13 protein-coding genes are annotated in these 16,632 nt (G+C 69.5%); 8 read left to right on the top strand and 5 right to left on the bottom strand.

The features are described 5' to 3' along the window. Positions 1–26: 26 nt before the first annotated feature. Positions 27–383: a nuclear transport factor 2 family protein gene (locus tag SANBI_RS01515; protein ID WP_319158286.1), complete on the top strand. Its 357-nt coding sequence runs from the start codon at positions 27–29 to the stop codon at positions 381–383. Positions 384–405: 22 nt separating this feature from the next. Here the strand turns inward: SANBI_RS01515 and SANBI_RS01510 are convergent, their stop codons facing one another. The 4 genes from SANBI_RS01510 to SANBI_RS01495 form a co-directional block, all read right to left on the bottom strand. Next, complete coding sequence (locus tag SANBI_RS01510; RefSeq protein WP_319158284.1) at positions 406–1,185, bottom strand: tetratricopeptide repeat protein; 780 nt, start codon at positions 1,183–1,185, stop codon at positions 406–408. Positions 1,186–1,281: 96 nt separating this feature from the next. Then, the gene (locus SANBI_RS01505; protein ID WP_319158282.1) at positions 1,282–1,845 is read right to left on the bottom strand and encodes a hypothetical protein; all 564 of its coding nucleotides are present in this window, start codon (positions 1,843–1,845) and stop codon (positions 1,282–1,284) included. Positions 1,846–1,940: 95 nt separating this feature from the next. Then, positions 1,941–3,446 (bottom strand): hypothetical protein, encoded by a 1,506-nt coding sequence (locus SANBI_RS01500; protein WP_319158280.1) that lies wholly within the window; start codon positions 3,444–3,446, stop codon positions 1,941–1,943. 173 nt (positions 3,447–3,619) lie between these two features. Next, positions 3,620–4,312 (bottom strand): hypothetical protein, encoded by a 693-nt coding sequence (locus SANBI_RS01495; RefSeq protein ID WP_319158278.1) that lies wholly within the window; start codon positions 4,310–4,312, stop codon positions 3,620–3,622. Between the two features lie 544 nt (positions 4,313–4,856). Here SANBI_RS01495 and SANBI_RS01490 point away from each other — a divergent pair. Continuing rightward, complete coding sequence (locus SANBI_RS01490; protein WP_319158276.1) at positions 4,857–5,498, top strand: DUF4352 domain-containing protein; 642 nt, start codon at positions 4,857–4,859, stop codon at positions 5,496–5,498. Positions 5,499–5,633: 135 nt separating this feature from the next. Here SANBI_RS01490 and SANBI_RS01485 read toward each other — a convergent pair whose 3' ends face one another. Then, positions 5,634–6,869, bottom strand: a complete 1,236-nt coding sequence (locus SANBI_RS01485) for an ROK family transcriptional regulator (protein WP_319158274.1) — start codon at positions 6,867–6,869, stop codon at positions 5,634–5,636. Positions 6,870–6,934: 65 nt separating this feature from the next. Between SANBI_RS01485 and SANBI_RS01480 the strand changes: the two genes are divergently transcribed. The 6 genes from SANBI_RS01480 (at position 6,935) to SANBI_RS01455 (ending at position 16,582) form a co-directional block, all read left to right on the top strand. Then, positions 6,935–7,783, top strand: a complete 849-nt coding sequence (locus SANBI_RS01480; RefSeq protein ID WP_319158272.1) for a LacI family DNA-binding transcriptional regulator — start codon at positions 6,935–6,937, stop codon at positions 7,781–7,783. Positions 7,784–7,894: 111 nt separating this feature from the next. Next, positions 7,895–10,828: a cellulase family glycosylhydrolase gene (locus SANBI_RS01475; protein ID WP_319158270.1), complete on the top strand. Its 2,934-nt coding sequence runs from the start codon at positions 7,895–7,897 to the stop codon at positions 10,826–10,828. Positions 10,829–10,878: 50 nt separating this feature from the next. Next, positions 10,879–12,180, top strand: a complete 1,302-nt coding sequence (locus SANBI_RS01470) for an ABC transporter substrate-binding protein (protein ID WP_319158268.1) — start codon at positions 10,879–10,881, stop codon at positions 12,178–12,180. Positions 12,181–12,255: 75 nt separating this feature from the next. Next, entirely contained in the window at positions 12,256–13,200 is a 945-nt protein-coding gene (locus SANBI_RS01465) for a carbohydrate ABC transporter permease (RefSeq protein ID WP_319158266.1), read from the top strand. Then, on the top strand, positions 13,197–14,102 hold the full coding sequence (locus SANBI_RS01460) for a carbohydrate ABC transporter permease (RefSeq protein WP_319158264.1): 906 nt from the start codon (positions 13,197–13,199) through the stop codon (positions 14,100–14,102). Before SANBI_RS01465 ends, SANBI_RS01460 begins: the two co-directional genes overlap by 4 nt. After that, complete coding sequence (locus SANBI_RS01455; RefSeq protein WP_319158262.1) at positions 14,099–16,582, top strand: glycoside hydrolase family 2 protein; 2,484 nt, start codon at positions 14,099–14,101, stop codon at positions 16,580–16,582. The genes SANBI_RS01460 and SANBI_RS01455 overlap by 4 nt, the downstream gene beginning before the upstream one ends. Positions 16,583–16,632 lie beyond the last annotated feature (50 nt).

Raw genomic sequence — 16,632 nt, 5'->3', positions numbered from 1 at the left:
GGGCAGACCCGTCATAGTGTGGCGTGATGGATCCTCTGGTCGCTCTGGCGTGGCGCGGCGAAGAAGCACTGCTCTCACCTCGCGTGCGGAGCAGCTCGCGACTGCTGGACGAGCATCTCGCCCCAGACTTCTCTGAGATCGGGCAGTCCGGGAGGCTGTGGAGCCGGGCGGAGATCATCCCAGCCCTGCTGGACGAGACCGCCGCGGCCTCTGAGGCGACGATGAGCGACCGCGAGGCACGGAGCACCGGTCCAGACACGGTCCTGCTCACCTACCGGCTCCAGCTCGACGGCAGACAGAGCTGGCGATCGTCGCTGTGGCGGAGAGAGGGCGACACCGCGCAGTGCTCCTTCCACCAGGGGACGACGATCCCGCCAGCGTAGGTCCTGACGTGGTGAGGGCTGGTCAGGAGACGCTCCCCCACCCTTCTGCGGCCAGGGCCCGGCAGGCGAGCTCGTCACCCGAGGCGCAAGACAGTGTCAGCATCCGACGAGCCTCGTCCAGCTCGCCGACGTCGATCAGCAAGATCCCCAGGTTGGTCTGGGCGTTCTCGTCTCCGCGTCGTGTCGCGTCTTCGAGCACGGCCCGGGCGCCCGCGACGTCACCACGCTCTTCGTAGCGCCTGGCCAGCGTCACGAGCACCGGGAGGGGGTCGGTCTCGAGGAACGACTCGAGCAGCTCGACAGCCTCCTGCCCTGACACGCTGCCGCCGATCACGCACTCGACGGCAGACTCAGGGCTGACGAACCGCGTCTCGTAGACGAGCGCGGCGGCCTCGTCGCTCCTGCCGAGCGCACGGAGCACCGCGCCGAGCCGCACCGCGGCCTCCGGCATGGCCGCCGCGCGCCTGTAGAAGTGCTCAGCACGGTCGAGGTCACCCCGGTCGGCCGCGTGCTGGCCCGCCATCAAGGCACCCTTGACATCGCCTGACTCCGCCGACCGCTCGAACCACGACGCGGCCTCGTCGTCCGCGCCGGAATCGAGCTTCGCGATGCCGAGGTTCAGCAGGGAGTCGGAGACCCCACGCTTCTGCGCCTCGAAGAAGAACAGTGCTGCGACCGACGGATGACCCGCCTTGAGCAGGGCGTTCCCGAGGTCGTGCAGGGCGTCGACGTCTCCCTCGAGCAGACCGTCGACCGCGAAGGCCACGTCACCTTCGAGGTCGTCGTACGGTTCGTCGTCCATGAAGCCCCCCACAGCTCTGCAGGCCCGGTCGGGACTGGCTGCAGCAGCCTACGGCGTGGTCGGCGGGACGTCGGCGAGCGGCCCGGGTGTCTGGCCTCAGCGCTCGGCCTGCATCCGCCCGACCCACGCCTCGAAGGGGTCCGGGTCTGCGGCCGGCCAGAGCGACGGGACGTCGGTGTCGAGCTCGGCCTCGACCCATGCCCGGAACGCGGAGTGCGCCTCGACGGCGTCCTCGTCCTCGGGTTCCTCTCCGAGGTCCCACGAGCCGAGCTCGTGATAGCCGACAGCGATCAGCCGGAGGAAGTCGACGGGCGAGTCCGCGAGCAGGTACGCGTCACCGTCGGAGCCGAGTGCGACGAACCGCACCTGGTCCCCGTCGATCCACACCGCCCCGGTGCCGCCGTCGCCGGAGATCTGCGCGATGGGCACCAGCTGGTCGAAGCCCGGGTCACCCGGCTCGAACCAGCCGTCGAGCGACTCCTGCGCGGAGAACACAGCCCCGAGCTGACGAGGCCCGGGGTACGGCGTGACGAAGTAGCCGTTCGGCCCGTCAACCACCCACCCCTGCTGCTCCATCCACGACCAGGCACTGTCGAGAGGCTCGGGGACCGTGAAGCCCTCGGGAAGTCGCGGGGTCAGGAGATCGGTGAGCCTGGACATCGGCGGTTCCTCTCGGTGGCTGACCTTCATGGTCGCGGACCTGGGCCCAGGAGTCTCGGGCAGGAGTCCCCATCGGGCCGCTCGCCCCGCGGGGGTCAGTCGAGGAACCCGCGCGGTGGCCCGTCGGTGACGGTGATGCTCTTGACCGCGGTGCCGTCGGAGGTCAGCGCGTGGATCCAGCCCCGGTCGAAGTCCCACACGTAGCCGCGGTCGCCGAAGGTCCCGGGGCGGCTGAAGGCGACGTCGTCGATCACCGGGGCGCCGGGCATCCCGTCGACGAAGGCACCGAAACGCTCGCTCTGGTGACCGCTGGTCCCGATCTCGACCGACGCGACGACACCCTTGCTCAGCCGGACGCGCACACCGGGCAGGCTGCTCACCCGCGCGACGAGGGCGTTCGACGAGGGCCGTCCCAGGACGTCGAGGAACATCGTGAACTCGCCCGAGCGCCAGCGGTAGAACCGGTCTGACGGTGTCACTCCGCGCAAGACCGCCGTCATCGACGTCGGGACCTCGCCGCTGCCCGCGCTGAGCACGCCGTGCTTGCCGACGACGCCGTGCTCGACGACGAGGTCGCGGTGCCCGAACCTGTAGAGGTCGGTCCGGCCGCTCGACGCGACCGGTCCGCCGAGGGCCGCGCGGAGGCTCTCGCGGGTCAGTGGCTCATCTGCACCCGGGACCAGGTCTGCGGCGCTCCGGTAGCTCGAGTCACCAGCCTCAGGGCTCAGGCTGACCTGCACGCTGATCACGCGGTCGTCCTGCACCTGCATCTCGACGCCACCGTCGAAGGTGAGGAGTCGGCGACCGACACCGGACGAGGCCGCCCACCGGCGGTGCGTGGTGCCCGCGAGTGCCGCGGCGGCCTGGAAGGCCGGGCTGGCCTCGGGTTCGCCGACGGCGGCGAGGAATACGCCGATCTGCCCGGCTGGTGGTGGCACGGAGGGGGTGCGCTCAAGCACGACCTCGACGAGGCCGTCGTCGGCGAAGGTCAGGTGGACGGGGTGGCCCTCGATCTGGAAGGTGTCGGTCTCCGGCTGGACAGGAGCGCCGAGGATGGCGCGGGCCTGGTCGCGGGTGCTGCCGACGGTCAGGCCGCCGATCAGGGCGGCCGGGCGCGGGTAGGCGCGGTCGCCGATGAAGGCGAAAGTCATGCGGAGCACACCCTCGGGCTCGGTGACGACCTCGGCCGTGCCTGCCGAGAGCTGGCGGGAGATCTCGGCGTTCTCGCTGTCTGCAGGCTCCCCGAGCGCGTCCACGTGCCACCAGATCTCCCCGCGGCACGGGTCCGGGAGCCGGCGCGTGCGCGAGGCGGACCAGCGCTCCGGCCGCCACGTCCTCCCGCTGGGATAGTAGAGAAGCTTGTCGTTGTGCTCCCCGCGCCAGCACTCCATGACAAAGCTGCCCTCGACGGGCTCGCCGGCCATCTCCGAGGCGTAGTGCTCGTCGGTCAGCGCGAAGAGCGCGTCGGCCGAGCCGTGGCCGACCTGCTGGTCGACACCGACCCAGGGGCGGCCGGTGGTGAGCTCGATGCCGAGGCTGGGGCGTTGGTTGACCTGGACGAAGTGCTTCGGGTCCGGGCGGTCGCGCTTCTTCCGAGTCATCGTTGGCCTCCTGTGACAGCCGCTCGCACCTGCGGACTCACGCGGGCACCTCGACACCTGGCTCGTCGAGGCTCCGCCTCCAGAACAGTGGTCACCCTATCTCGGGGCGTCCCGGACCAGCCCGGATACCTGGCGCCCCGTCGTCGGACCACGTGCCCTTCCGGGTCGACCACTCAGGCGTTGTATACCTCGGACGGGATCGACGACGGGGACTCGTGGAGCCACACCGTCACGTCTGGATTCCAGCCGGCCAGCATCGTGAACCGTCCTCCCCCGAGAGGGAGCGGACGGTACGCAGACGACAGGTGGGCGGCGACAGACACGTGGACCCCGGGAAGATCGTCGGAGAGCGCCCGCCAGTCGACATCGAGCCAGGTGTGCTCCCCGCCGGCGAAGCGGTCCCACTCCGATGCTGACGCCCCGGTGCGAGGAGTGGGGTACCTGGCGACGAGCTGCTGCCAGTCCTCCGCACACCTCACCTCGTAGACCCGGTTGTCCTGCGGCACGAAGGACGACCACCTAGGCGGTTCGACGGGTACCCAGTGATCTTCGGAGAGCACCAGGCCGACGGGCACACCGAGCGACGACGGTCGAGACGTGTGGACGATCTGCGGCCCTGTCGGGGCTGACCACCATCGTGCTGGCCAGGCACTCAGCGAGCGTTCGTCGACGACACCGAACCCGGAGCACCCGGCCGCGACGAGCTGGACCTGGCCGATCGAGTCCCACCACCAGCTGTTCGCAGGAGCCTCCGTCAGAGAGTCCGCGTGGGGCCGGAGATCGTCTGCGGCACTCTCGAGGCCGTCCAGCAGCGCCCGGTCGTCCATCAGGTCCCCGTGCGCAAAGCTCGACACGACGCGACCCATGAGGTTCAGGAGCGAGTCATCAACCGACGTCGCCAGCTCCGTGGCGGGGTCGAGACCTTCCCTGACAGCTGCACGGATGCGGTCTAGGAGGCTCGCCGGCCCCCGACTGGATTCGCTGACAACTCCATCCTGCAGCGGAGCGGAGGTCTCCTGAAGGATCTCCCAGAGGACTCTTCGTCCTACGGGTCCCCCGACGAGCGAAGCGCTGCGTGGATCCACCTCTACAGCTCACTCTTCGTCACGCTGCGCGTCGTCATCCAGACGACACTACGAGGAGCGATGGACCTCACCGAGACAAGAAGTCCTAGATGCCAAGCATCTCTGCCGCTAGGTATCGAGACGTCATGGCAGATCTGCAACCAGCCCGGCGGACCCGACCGCCGCAAGAACATTCAGAATGTGTCTAAAGGCCCAGATCCTGGGCCGATCGGCACCCTATGGTGCTCGAGAGCCGCCCACCAGCTCTCACAGCCGAGAGCGGAGCACCGACCCCGTGACCTGCTCCTCCGAGGTGCGACCTCATCTCGAGCCTAGGAGCTTCCCTGTGAAGATCGCACCGTTCGCCGTCCCTGTCCTGGTCCTCCTCGCTGCGTGCACAGCGTCGCCGGACCCCGTCTCGACGCCGCCCGAGCCTGCGGGGACTCGCACCACGGAGAGCCAGCCGGTCGAGGAGGAGCCGTCGGAGGAGACCTCAGCTGCTGCCGAGGAGCCGACCGCCGAGCCGTCGCCGGTCGTCAGCACCCCACCCACGGACGAGCGCGGCGACATCATCAAGGTGGTCGGAGAGCTCGGCGGCATGACCGACGCCAACGACGAGTGGACCGTCGACTTCACAGCGACGTCGATCTCGCTCGGGACCTGCTCGTCGTCCTTCGCCGAGCCTGCGCTCAACGGGCACTACCTGGTGCTCGCCTTCGACGTGAACACCCACCCGGCGCTCGACACCACGTACGGAGGATTCAGCTTCAACCCCTACGACTTCGTGGTCTTCGACTCGAACAACATGCGGGTCAACGACCCCGTCGGCAACGCCTACAGCTGCCTCGACTCGACCGAGACGCTCCCCCAGGAGATGGGCCCGAGCGAGTCCGCCTCCGGGAAGATCGCCTTCGACGTCCCGACCGAGACGGGATCGATCGCGTACCGGCCTGCTGACGTCGACAACGGGTGGACGTGGAGCTACTGAGCGGTCGGCGGGCTCTAGCCTGCTGACCCATCTCTGCGCCCGATGCCCGTCTGCCGCAGCAGACGGGCTGCCGATCACGCCGAAGACACAGGCCTCCCCGACCTCGAGCACCGCGCTTCCGCGGCCACCACTGCCCTAGCGGCTCACCGTCGTGAAGGCCAAGGCCGGTCCGTGCCCCGGTGCCAGCGAGCCCTGGAGCGTCATCGCCGCCCCGCCGATCGCCGCAGCGTCGCGCGGGTTGGCCGAGAGGTCGACAGACACAGCGTGGGAGCGTCTGGCGAAGGAGCGCTCGAGAGCCGCCCGCGTCTCGCGCGCGTAGATCGAGCCGGCGTTGGCCATCGCCGGCCCGGTGAGGACGATCTCGTCGAGGTCGAAGAGGTTGCAGAACGTGAGCGTCGCCCTCGCGACGGCTCGCGCACCCTGCGTGATGAGCTCTTCGGCGACCCCGTGCCCGGCGATCGCCGCGAGGGCGAGGGTGTCGTAGTCGAACTGGACGAGGCTCTGCTCGAAGCTGAGGCTCAGGCCGCCGAGCTCGTCGCGGCGCGTCGCGGCCGCTCGCAGGATCGCGCCGGGTGAGGCGACCAGCTCGAGACAGCCGTAGTTGCCGCAGGCGCACTCGGCTCCCGCGGAGTCGACCGAGATGTGACCGATCTCGGTGGCGTTGGAGCTCGCCCCGCGGTAGAGCGACCCGTCGGTGACCACACCGGCCCCGATCCCCGTCCCGAGGTAGATCGCACCGAACGTGGAGTAGCGGGAGATGCCTCGGCTCCAGAACTCCCCGAGGGCGGCGGCACTCGCGTCGTTGTCGACGAGGACAGGGGTGGCCAGCATCTCCTCGAGGTGCTGACGCAGCGGGAAGCCTGTCCAGGCCGGGAGGGTCGGGGCCTCGACGATGCCACCCTGGTCATGGTCGAGCGGGCCGGGCACCACCACCGCGACACCGGTGACATCAGTGACGGTGACGCCAGCCAGCTCGAGGAACTGCCTGTAGGCGTGGCCGATCCGCTGGACGACCTCGATGGGCGGGGCCGTCTGCGCACCCCAGAACCCCTGGCGGGCGACCACACCCCCGTTGGTGTCGGTCGCGACGAACGTCATCGTGTCGAATCCGAGCTGGATCCCGATGCCGATGCCGGCCCGGCTGTTGATGTCGAGGAGCCGGCGAGGCTTGCCCCCGGTCGACGGCGCCAGTCCCTTCTCGACGATCACGCCGTCGTCGAGGAGCTTGCGGACGATGACCGACACGGCGGGCTGGGTGAGGCCGGTGGCCTGCGTGAGCTCGACCCTGCTGATCGGCCCGGACGATCGGACGAGGTCGACGATGAGCGCCCGGCTGCCGGGGGACTCCGGCGTGGACTCTCGTCGTGCCATCTCGGTGACCTCTCGGTTCGACGTGGGCGCGGTGCCCGGCTGCTCGCCCAGCGTAGGGTCTCACTGTGCTACAGGATCACGCCCCGATCGGCATCGCGCTCGTCCGTCCCGCCGAGATCATGGGGGCCGAGCCATACTTCCACGACTTGATCGCCGGGATCGAACGGGTGACGCTCCCGCACGGATACTCCGTGCTCTTGCGCGTCCTCTCCTCGCACGACTCCGAGGTCGTGACGTACGAGGAGTGGGCCACCGACGACAAGGTCAGCGCGGTGCTCCTCGTCGACCTGGCGGAGGGCGACCACCGTCCACCTCTGGTCCAGAGGCTAGGCCTGCCTGCGGTGATCATCGGCCCGCCGGACCATGCCGGCTTCACCGCGGTGTGGACCGACGACGACGAGGCGATGCGCGACACCGTCCGGCGCCTCGCGGCGCTGGGGCACAGCTCGATCCTCCACGTCGGTGGTCCAGCCGACCTCACCCACTCCCGGCGGAGGCGGGCGTCGTTCACCCAGACCTGCGCAGAGGTGTCGGCGCAGCCGTACTACGGCGCCGGGGACTACTCGCGAGCGTCGGGCATCGCCGCGATGGAGTCGGTCTTCGCCGGTGACGAGCGTCCCAGCGCCGCCATCTTCGACAGCGACCTCATGGCTCTCGCCGCCCTGGACGCCGCGCGCGACGCGGGGCTCGTGGTACCCCAGGACCTCTCGATCGTCTCGTGGAACGACTCGGCCCTCTGCCAGCTCTCCACTCCCCCGCTCTCGGCGGTCGCGCGCGACGCCCAGGCGGTCGGTCAGCTGGCTGGTGAGGCCGTGCTCGACCTGCTCCGGGGCGGGCAGCCGAAGCTGCTCCACGGCACTCCAGCTGTGCTCGTAGAGCGCGGGAGCACCGGCGAGGCCGTTACCCTTCCGTAACATAAATAATTTATGTAAGCCCTTGACGGGCTAGCCGGGACCAGGCGAGGCTTGGTCGCGTCGTCATTCGACGCCGCCTCCATGGAGGTCACCCGGCAAAGGAGCCTGGACTTGACCCAGCAGCCCGTCAGAAGCCGCCACGCGAACCGCTGGCGTCTCACCGCCGCTCTCGCCGCGTCAGCAGTACTCGCGCCTGCTGTCGCAGCCGCCTCGCCATCCGCAGCAGGCTCGGCCCCCGTCCATGCGGCCGTCAGCGCCGCCCCGCCCGTCTCGGTCAACACGGAGTTCGTCACCCGCGACGGCACCGAGCTCCGCCTCGACGGGGAGCGGTTCCGGGCGAGCGGCGCCAACATCTACTGGCTCGGCCTCGACGAGAACGTCGGTGGAGTGAACTTCCCGACGTACGTCCGGATCAAGGACTCGCTCGACACCGCCCAGCAGCTCGGCGTGAACGTCGTCAGGTCGCACATGGCGACCTCGACGGGACAGGGCGGCGAGAACCCGCTCGCGCTCATGCCAGAGCTCGGCGTCTACGACGAGACAGCCTTCGAGACCATCGACTACGCGGTCGCCTACGCGGGGAGCCTCGGCATCCGCCTGATCCTGCCGCTGACCGACGAGTGGAGCTACTACCACGGCGGCCACCGGGACTTCACGACACCCCTCGGGCTCGAGTCGGCAGACTTCTACACCGACCCGGCGGCCGTCGCGGCCTACCAGGAGTACGTAGACCTGGTCCTGAACCACGTGAACCCGCACACCGGCCTGCGGCTGGCCGACGACCCGACGATCCTCGCGTGGGAGCTCGGCAACGAGCTCGAGGGCATGACCCTCGGGTGGATCGACGAGCAGGTCGCCTTCATCCGCGAGCGCGCCCCCGAACAGCTCGTCGCGGCCGGCCGTCGCTTCGACATCGACCCCGACACGCTGCAGTCGCAGGACCTCGACATCGTCGACGTCCACTACTACCCGCCGACCGCGGAGAAGGTCCGAGCCGATGCCGCGACAGTCGCCGCGGCAGGCAAGGTCTACATCGCCGGCGAGTACGCCTCGACCGCGGCGACCGACACCGTGCTCCAGCCCGCGGCCCAGGACCCCAACGTCTCGGGCATGTTCTTCTGGTCGCTGTTCGGCAACGACGACCGCGGAGGTCTCGTCCCCCACGACGACGGCTTCACGCTCCACTACCCCGGGACCACCGACCGCATGCGTGCCTCGGTCGCGGCGATCCAGCGCTACAGCACGGCGCTCCGCCTGCCCGTCGACACGCTCGACGTCCAGGCGCCCCTCGTCACGGCGGTCGAGCAGACCAACGGCATCAACCGCGTCTTCTGGCGCGGGAGCGCCGGGGCCGTCGGCTACAGGGTCCAGCGGTCGACCGACGGTCTGGCGTGGACGGACGTCTCTGGCGTCGTCGCCCCGGGCACTGCGCAGGTGACCGACCTCAGCTCCCCGGCCGGCGCCACCTACCGGGTCCTCGCGGTCGCGCCCGACGGGAGCACCGCGGCGTCCGACGCCGTGGCCTCGGCTCCGCTGGGCGCCGTGCTCGTCGACCCGCTGGCTGACTGGAGCCTGACGGCCGCGCACGACGGCGCCAGCATCGTCGTGCCCTCCGGTGCCCGGGCGACCGCCGCTGCGTCTGCGCAGTGGGACGTCACGGGCGTGGACTCCGCGTCGTTCCTGCTGTCGGCCGCGGACGGGGTGTCGGTCAGCGCCAGCAGCGACGGCGTGGCCTGGACCGACCTCACGACCACGACCGACGTGGTTCCCGGTGGCGTGTCCGTCACGGCCGACGGCATCGGCGCGGACCACGTCCGGGTGTCCTGGCCGGTCGGGGCCGTCCTCGACCGCGCCACGATCAGCAGCCGGTCGACCGACGCCGAGACCGGAGCACCGTCGCCTGTCGAGCTCGTCGCACCGGCCGACCGGGCGGCGGACCTCCAGGCGACACCCGCCTTCACCTGGGCTGCCGACGAGGCCGCCGCCTACTACCGCTTCACCCTCGCGACGGCGGCGGACCTCGCCGACCCCGTCGACACGGCGACCGGGATCACCGGCTCGTCGTACCAGCCCACCGTCGACCTCGCGCCCGGCACGACCTACTACTGGCGCGTCGACGCCGTGAACGGCAGCGGTGAGAGCTCGTCACCCGTCCGGTCCTTCACGATGGACACGCTCCCCACGGAGCCGCTCATCGTCGACGACTTCGAGTCGTACGCCGACGACGCAGCGCTCTCGGTCGCCTACCTGCCCAACGCCGGCGGGGGCACCGTGACCCCGTCGCTCATCACCGACGGCCCCACCGGTTCGACGGCCGGCATGTTCGCCTTCGACCTCGGGGCGCCCGGCTACGCGGGTGTCGTCCATGAGTTCCCGGAGCCCCAGAACTGGTGGGGCTTCGAGAGCATCGGGCTCACCCTCGATGCCCCCGTCGGCACGACCGTCAGCGTGCAGTTCGTGGCCGGCGGGTCGTACTGGGAGTCCAGCGTCGAGGTCGCCGAGGTCGGCCCGCAGCCCGTCGAGATCGCCTTCGCCGACTTCGCCCCACCCGCATGGGCAGGTGACGGACGCCTCGACCTCTCCTCGGTGACCCAGTACGCGCTCTACGTCGCCGACACCCCGGTCGGTGCCCTCGTGGTCGACGACGTCGTCGCGGTGCCTCCAGCCGCCGTGGATCCCGAGCCGACACCCGAGCCGAGCCCCACCCTGGAGCCGAGCCCGGAACCCGCACCCACCGGGACACCGGTCGAGCCGACCGGGCCGCCCGCCCCGGTGCCTCCGGGCACCGGGGCGGGCGGCCCGGTGCCTCCGGGCACCGGTGGTGGAACTCCCCCTGGCAGCCCCGGAGACGGGTCCACCGGGGAGTCCGGCGCTGGTGGTGGCACGACAGGCGACACCCCGGCCCCCGGGGCAACTCCCGAAGGCTCCCTCGCGAGCACCGGCGCCGGCGCGGTCGCCGCCGCCACGCTCGCCCTCACGCTCACCCTGCTCGGCCTGGCGGCCCTCCGTCGCCGCGCGAACCACCTCCCTCAGCACGACGCGTAACCCCCACTGCCGACACCGCTGTAGGCAGCAACCGAAGGAGAAGTCCCCCTGTGAACAGAAGATTCGTCACCCTGACAGCGCTGGCCACCACGTCAGCCCTCGTCCTCGTCGGCTGCTCGAGCAGCTCCGGCCAGGAGAGCACTGACGAGAACCCGGCCGGCGAGATCACCGTGCTCACCAACCGCACCGACCTGGTCGACACCGTCTTCCAGGACTACGCCGACACGTTCAACGAGACGTACCCCGACGTCGAGGTGAAGTTCGAGGCCCTCACCGACTACGAGGGCGACCTGCGGATCCGCCTGAACTCCCGCGACTACGGCGACGCCCTCCTCATCCCCACCTCGAACGTCTCCCCCAACCAGTTCGCGGACTTCTTCGAGCCCCTCGGGACCACCGACGAGCTCGGCGAGACCTACCGCTTCATACACGACGGCAGCTACGACGGGACCGTCTACGGCCTCTCGACCTTCGGGTCGGCCATGGGCTACGTGTTCAACCGGGACGTGTGGACCGAGGCGGGGATCACCACGCCTCCCACCACCGAGGAGGAGTACCTCGACGCGCTCCAGAAGGTCAAGGACACCACCGGCGCCGTGCCGTACTACACGAACTACGCCGACGGCTGGCCGCTCGACACCCTGGCAGGGAACATCGGCGGGGTCACCGGCCCCGACGCCCTCAACGAGATGATCACCGACGAGTCGCCGTGGACCGAGGGCAAGGACATCTACGCCATCGACAGCCTGCTCTACGAGACGGTGGCGGCGGGCCTCACCGAGGCCGACCCGACGACCACCAACTGGGAAGAGTCGAAGACCCTGCTGGCGAGCGGCGACATCAGCTCGATGGTCCTCGGCTCGTGGGCCGTCACCCAGATGCAGGACGCGGCCGAGCTGGCCGGCAAGCCCCGCGAGACCATCGGCTTCTGGCCGATGCCGTGGGCGACCGACGGCCAGTTCGAGTCCGTCACCGCGACCGACAAGCTCATCGCCGTGAGCAAGAACTCCGACAACAAGCCGGCCGCTCGCGCCTGGGTCGACTGGTTCACCAACGACTCCGGCTTCGCCGAGAGCCAGGGTGCCATCAGCCCGCTGCTCTCGGCTGAGGAGCCCGACACCCTCGCCGACTTCACCGAGCTCGGCGTCGACTACGTCGAGCTCACGCCCCGCCCGACCGGCGACGAGAGCCTCATCAACGACATCGCGAACTCCGCCGAGATCACCCTGTTCGGCAACCAGTACCGCCAGCAGCTCATCGACACCGCGCGCGGGGCACGCGACGGGGACAAGGCCGCCTTCTTCGACGACCTCAACGCCCGCTGGGCCACGGCCGTCGGCCAGAACCAGTAGCTCCGCCGGTCGGTGCGCGCCCGACGACCACGTCGGGCGCGCACCTCGACTGCTGTGCCCTCGGAAGGAGCACTCGTGTCCATCGCACCCAGCGCCGCCAGACAAGACGTCGCACGTCCATCGACCAGGCCTTCAGCGCGACCTCGCCGCAGGAAGACCGCCGGGTGGGGAGCCACCCCTTGGCTCTTCCTGCTGATCCCCCTGGCCTTCCTCGTCACCTTCACCTACGTCCCCGTGGCGAACATGTTCTGGTACAGCGTCACCGACTGGGACGGGCTGGCCCTCGAGAAGGGCTTCGTCGGCGCCGACAACTTCGTCAGCATCTTCACGCGGCCCGAGTACTTCCGCGTCTTCGCCGTCAGCCTCTACTACCTGGTGGGCGCGGGAGCCCAGCTGATCCTCGCCCTGTACTTCGCGACGCTGCTGAGCTTCAACACGCGGTTCAAGAACTTCTTCAAGGGCGTGATCTTCTTCCCGTACCTGCTCAACGGTGTCGCGATCGGCCTGATGTTCCTCTACTTCTTCAGGCCCGGCGGGACGCTCGACAGCACGCTCGCGATCTTCGGGCTGCAGGACCCTCCGCTCTGGCTCGGCGACCCGTCGATCGTCAACATCTCGCTCGCAGCGACGTCGGTGTGGCGGTACATGGGCCTGAACTTCGTCTTGTTCCTCGGCGCGATCCAGTCTGTGCCCTCCGAGCAGTACGAGGCTGCGGACCTCGACGGCGCCAGCTCCTGGCAGAAGTTCCGGTTCATCATCCTGCCGAGCATCCGCCGCATCCTCGGGCTCACCATGATCCTCGCCGTCTCCGGAGCGCTGTCGGCCTTCGAGATGCCGTACATCATGACCGGCGGCGCGAACGGGTCGACGACCTTCGTCATCCAGACCGTCGACACCGCCTTCCGCTTCGCGAACGTCGGCCTGGCCTCCGCGATGGCGATCGTGCTGCTGGTGATCGTCCTGCTCATCACCGCTGTGCAGCGGAAGTTCTTCCCCGACGAGAAAGCGACCGTCGAATGACCACGACAGAGCGGGCCACAGTCTCGCCACCTCAGAGCACCGCACCGCAGCCCCAGACGCCGCGTCGTCGACGCGTCGACCTCGGGTTCCTCGGGACCGTCCTCAAGTACGCGTCGCTCGTCGCCGCCTGCGTCGCCGCGCTCATGCCGATCGTCACGATCTTCATGCTCGCCTTCAAGACCAACGAGGAGTACAGGACGACAGGGCCGCTCGACGCCCCGTCGAGCTGGTTGAACTTCGACAACTTCGTCACCGCCTTCACGCAGGGCGGCATGGTGACCGGGTTCCTCAACACCGGGTTCATCTTGGTCGTCTCGATCACCGGCACCATCTTCACCGGGACGATGACCGCCTACGCGATCGACCGCTTCAGGTTCCGCGGTCGCCCCCTGGTGACAGGCCTGTTCTTGCTCGCCACCCTCGTGCCCGCAGTGACGACCCAGGTCGCGACGTTCCAGATCATCAACGGCATGGGGCTGTTCAACACCCCATGGGCCGCGATCGTGCTGTTCACCGGGACGGACATCGTCGCGATCTTCATCTTCCTGCAGTTCATGGCGTCGATCCCGATCTCCCTCGACGAGGCCGCGATGCTCGACGGCGCCAACCGGTTCACCGTCTACTGGCGCATCATCCTGCCGCTGCTCAAGCCCGCCGTCGCGACCGTCGTGATCATCAAGGGCATCGCGGTCTACAACGAGTTCTACATCCCCTTCCTCTACATGCCCTCGAGTGATCTCGGGGTCATCTCGACCTCGCTCTTCAGGTTCATGGGGCCCTTCGGGTCGCGGTGGGAGGTCATCGCCGCCGGCGCGATCTTGGTGATGATCCCGACCCTCGTCGCCTTCCTCTTCCTTCAGCGATTCATCTACAACGGACTAGTCTCAGGAGCCACCAAGTGACCACCGCACCGACCCAGCAGACCGCCCTCCCGAGCAGCCAGGTCCTGCCCGTCGGCTGGCAGCTCCGCGCGCTCGACGGTCCCGTCCCGGCGTCGATCGCCGGGGTCGTCGTCGAGGCGACAGTCCCCGGGCTCGTGCACACCGACCTGCTGACCGCGGGACTCATCCCCGACCCGTTCTTGGACCGCAACGAGCACGCCGTCACCTGGATCGGCGAGACCGACTGGGAGTACTCGACGACCTTCGAGTGGGCACCCGACGGGAACACCCGGCACGACCTCGTCTTCGACGGCCTCGACACCTTCGCCACCGTGGTGCTCAACGGTGCGACCCTCGGGTCCACGCGAAACCAGCACCGTACGTACCGCTTCGGCATCGACGAGCACCTGCGCGAGGGCGTCAACGAGATCACCGTGACCTTCGCGTCGCCCGTCCGGGAGGCAGACCGGGCGAGCCTCGAGATCGGCTACCGTCCGCACACGTACTCCCACCCCTTCAACGCGGTCCGCAAGGCGGCGTGCAACTTCGGCTGGGACTGGGGCCTCGACGCTGCGTCGTCGGGGATCTGGAAGGAGGCGCGGGTCGAGGGGTGGTCGGGTGCTCGGCTGGCCAGCGTCCGGCCGGTGACCGGGGTCGAGGGCGACCGCGGGACTGTGGCGGTGCATGTCGACATCGAGCGCGATGGTGGCGAGGGTGACGACGAGTTCATCCTCGAGCTCTCGGGGTGCGCCGATGCCTCGGCGACCGTCGGCGCGGGTGCCACGTCTGCCACGGTCGAGGCGACTGTCGAAGACGTGCAGAAGTGGTGGCCTCGCGGCTACGGCGAGCAGCCCCTCTACGACCTCGACGTCACGCTGCGCCGCGACGCCGACGTGCTCGCCGGGCGCTCGCTGCGGATCGGCTTCCGGACGATCGAGGTCGTGCTCGAGCCCGACGCCGACGGCACGTCCTTCGAGTTCGTCGTCAACGGCGAGCGCGTCTGGGTCCGCGGCGCCAACTGGATCCCCGATGACGCCTTCGTCACCCGGGTGAACCGCGAGCGCCTCGCCGCCCGCCTCGACCAGGCCGAGTTCGCCAACCTCAACCTGCTGCGCATCTGGGGCGGTGGGTACTACGAGTCCGACGACTTCTACGACCTCTGCGACGAGCGCGGCATCCTCGTCTGGCAGGACTTCCTCTTCGCCTGCGCCGCGTACGCCGAGGACGAGCCGCTGTGGTCGGAGGTCGAGGCAGAGGTCCGTGACAACGTCACGCGGATCATGCCGCACCCCAGCCTGGCGCTGTGGAACGGCAACAACGAGAACATCTGGGGCTTCGAGGAGTGGGGCTGGGAGAAGCGCGTCCAGGGTCGCACGTGGGGCCTGGGCTACTACCTCGACCTGCTGCCGCGCCTCGTGTCTGAGCTCGACCCTGCTCGCTCGTACACGCCCGCCAGCCCGTGGTCGGGGACCACGGAGATCTTCGCCAACGACGTGGACCACGGCTCCGTGCACCTCTGGGAGCTGTGGAACCGGGTCGACTACCCGGCATACCGCGACGTCCACGCGCGCTTCGTCGCAGAGTTCGGCTGGCAGGGCCCGGCCACGTGGTCGACGATCACGCAGTCGATCTCCGACTCGCCCCTGACGCCGGAGTCCCCCGGGATGATCCACCACCAGAAGGCGACCGACGGCAACGACAAGCTCACCGACGGGCTCGTCGCGCACCTGCCGCTGCCGGACGACACCGAAGACTGGCACTGGGCGATGTCGCTCAACCAGGCACTGGCCGTCACGGTCGCCATCGAGCACCAGCGCTCGGAGTCTCCCCGCTGCATGGGGTCGGTCGTCTGGCAGCTCAACGACTGCTGGCCGGTGACGTCGTGGGCCGCGGTCGACGGGTACGGGCGGGCGAAGCCGCTGCTCTATGCGCTCAAGCACGTCTTCGAGGACCAGCTGCTGACCATCGAGCCCCGGGGTGCTGGGCTGGCGGCGGTCGCCGTCAACGACTCGCCGAGCCGATGGGACGAGGAGACGGTCGCTCGTCGGGTGCGGTTCGACGGGACCGTGCTCGCCGAGCACCGCTACCAGCAGGCGCGGGACGCGCGCAGCGCCGAGACGACCGTGCTGCCGGACGAGATCGCGGTGCCTGGCGACATCGCAGACGAGCTGGTCGTCGTGGAGTCGGGCGGGCGGCGGGCCTTCTGGTTCTTCGCCGAGTACCGGGACTCTGCGCTGGCGGCGGCCGAGCTGACGGTCGACACGATCGCGGTCGACGGCGGGTACGCGGTGACTGTGAAGGCCGGTTCACTGGTGCGGGACCTGGCGCTGCTCGTCGACAAGATCGACCCAGACGCCGTTGTTGACGACATGCTCGTGACGCTGCTGCCCGGTGAGCAGGTGACGTTCACCGTCACGATGACGGAGAAGGTCGCGCTGGAGCGCTTCGCGCAGTCGGACGTGCTGCGGACAGCCAACCAGCTCGTCGCCGACTGGGCCTGAGGTACCGGGTGGGGGTGCTGTCGGCGCCCCCACCCGTGCGGCCGTCTCGA

Source organism: Sanguibacter biliveldensis (assembly GCF_033798665.1).
GTDB lineage: Bacteria > Actinomycetota > Actinomycetes > Actinomycetales > Cellulomonadaceae > Sanguibacter > Sanguibacter inulinus.
The sequence above is the reverse complement of the archived record's forward strand: the minus strand, read 5'-3'. Positions and strand labels throughout refer to the sequence as shown.

Excerpts from the sequence above, each read along its gene's own strand:
- SANBI_RS01500 (WP_319158280.1), bottom strand. The coding sequence starts at position 3,446 with ATGACTCGGAAGAAGCGCGACCGCCCGGACCCGAAGCACTTCGTCCAG.
- SANBI_RS01505 (WP_319158282.1), bottom strand. The coding sequence starts at position 1,845 with ATGTCCAGGCTCACCGATCTCCTGACCCCGCGACTTCCCGAGGGCTTC.
- SANBI_RS01510 (WP_319158284.1), bottom strand. The coding sequence starts at position 1,185 with ATGGACGACGAACCGTACGACGACCTCGAAGGTGACGTGGCCTTCGCG.
- SANBI_RS01460 (WP_319158264.1), top strand. The coding sequence starts at position 13,197 with ATGACCACGACAGAGCGGGCCACAGTCTCGCCACCTCAGAGCACCGCA.
- SANBI_RS01515 (WP_319158286.1), top strand. The coding sequence starts at position 27 with ATGGATCCTCTGGTCGCTCTGGCGTGGCGCGGCGAAGAAGCACTGCTC.
- SANBI_RS01495 (WP_319158278.1), bottom strand. The coding sequence starts at position 4,312 with ATGGGTCGCGTCGTGTCGAGCTTTGCGCACGGGGACCTGATGGACGAC.
- SANBI_RS01485 (WP_319158274.1), bottom strand. The coding sequence starts at position 6,869 with ATGGCACGACGAGAGTCCACGCCGGAGTCCCCCGGCAGCCGGGCGCTC.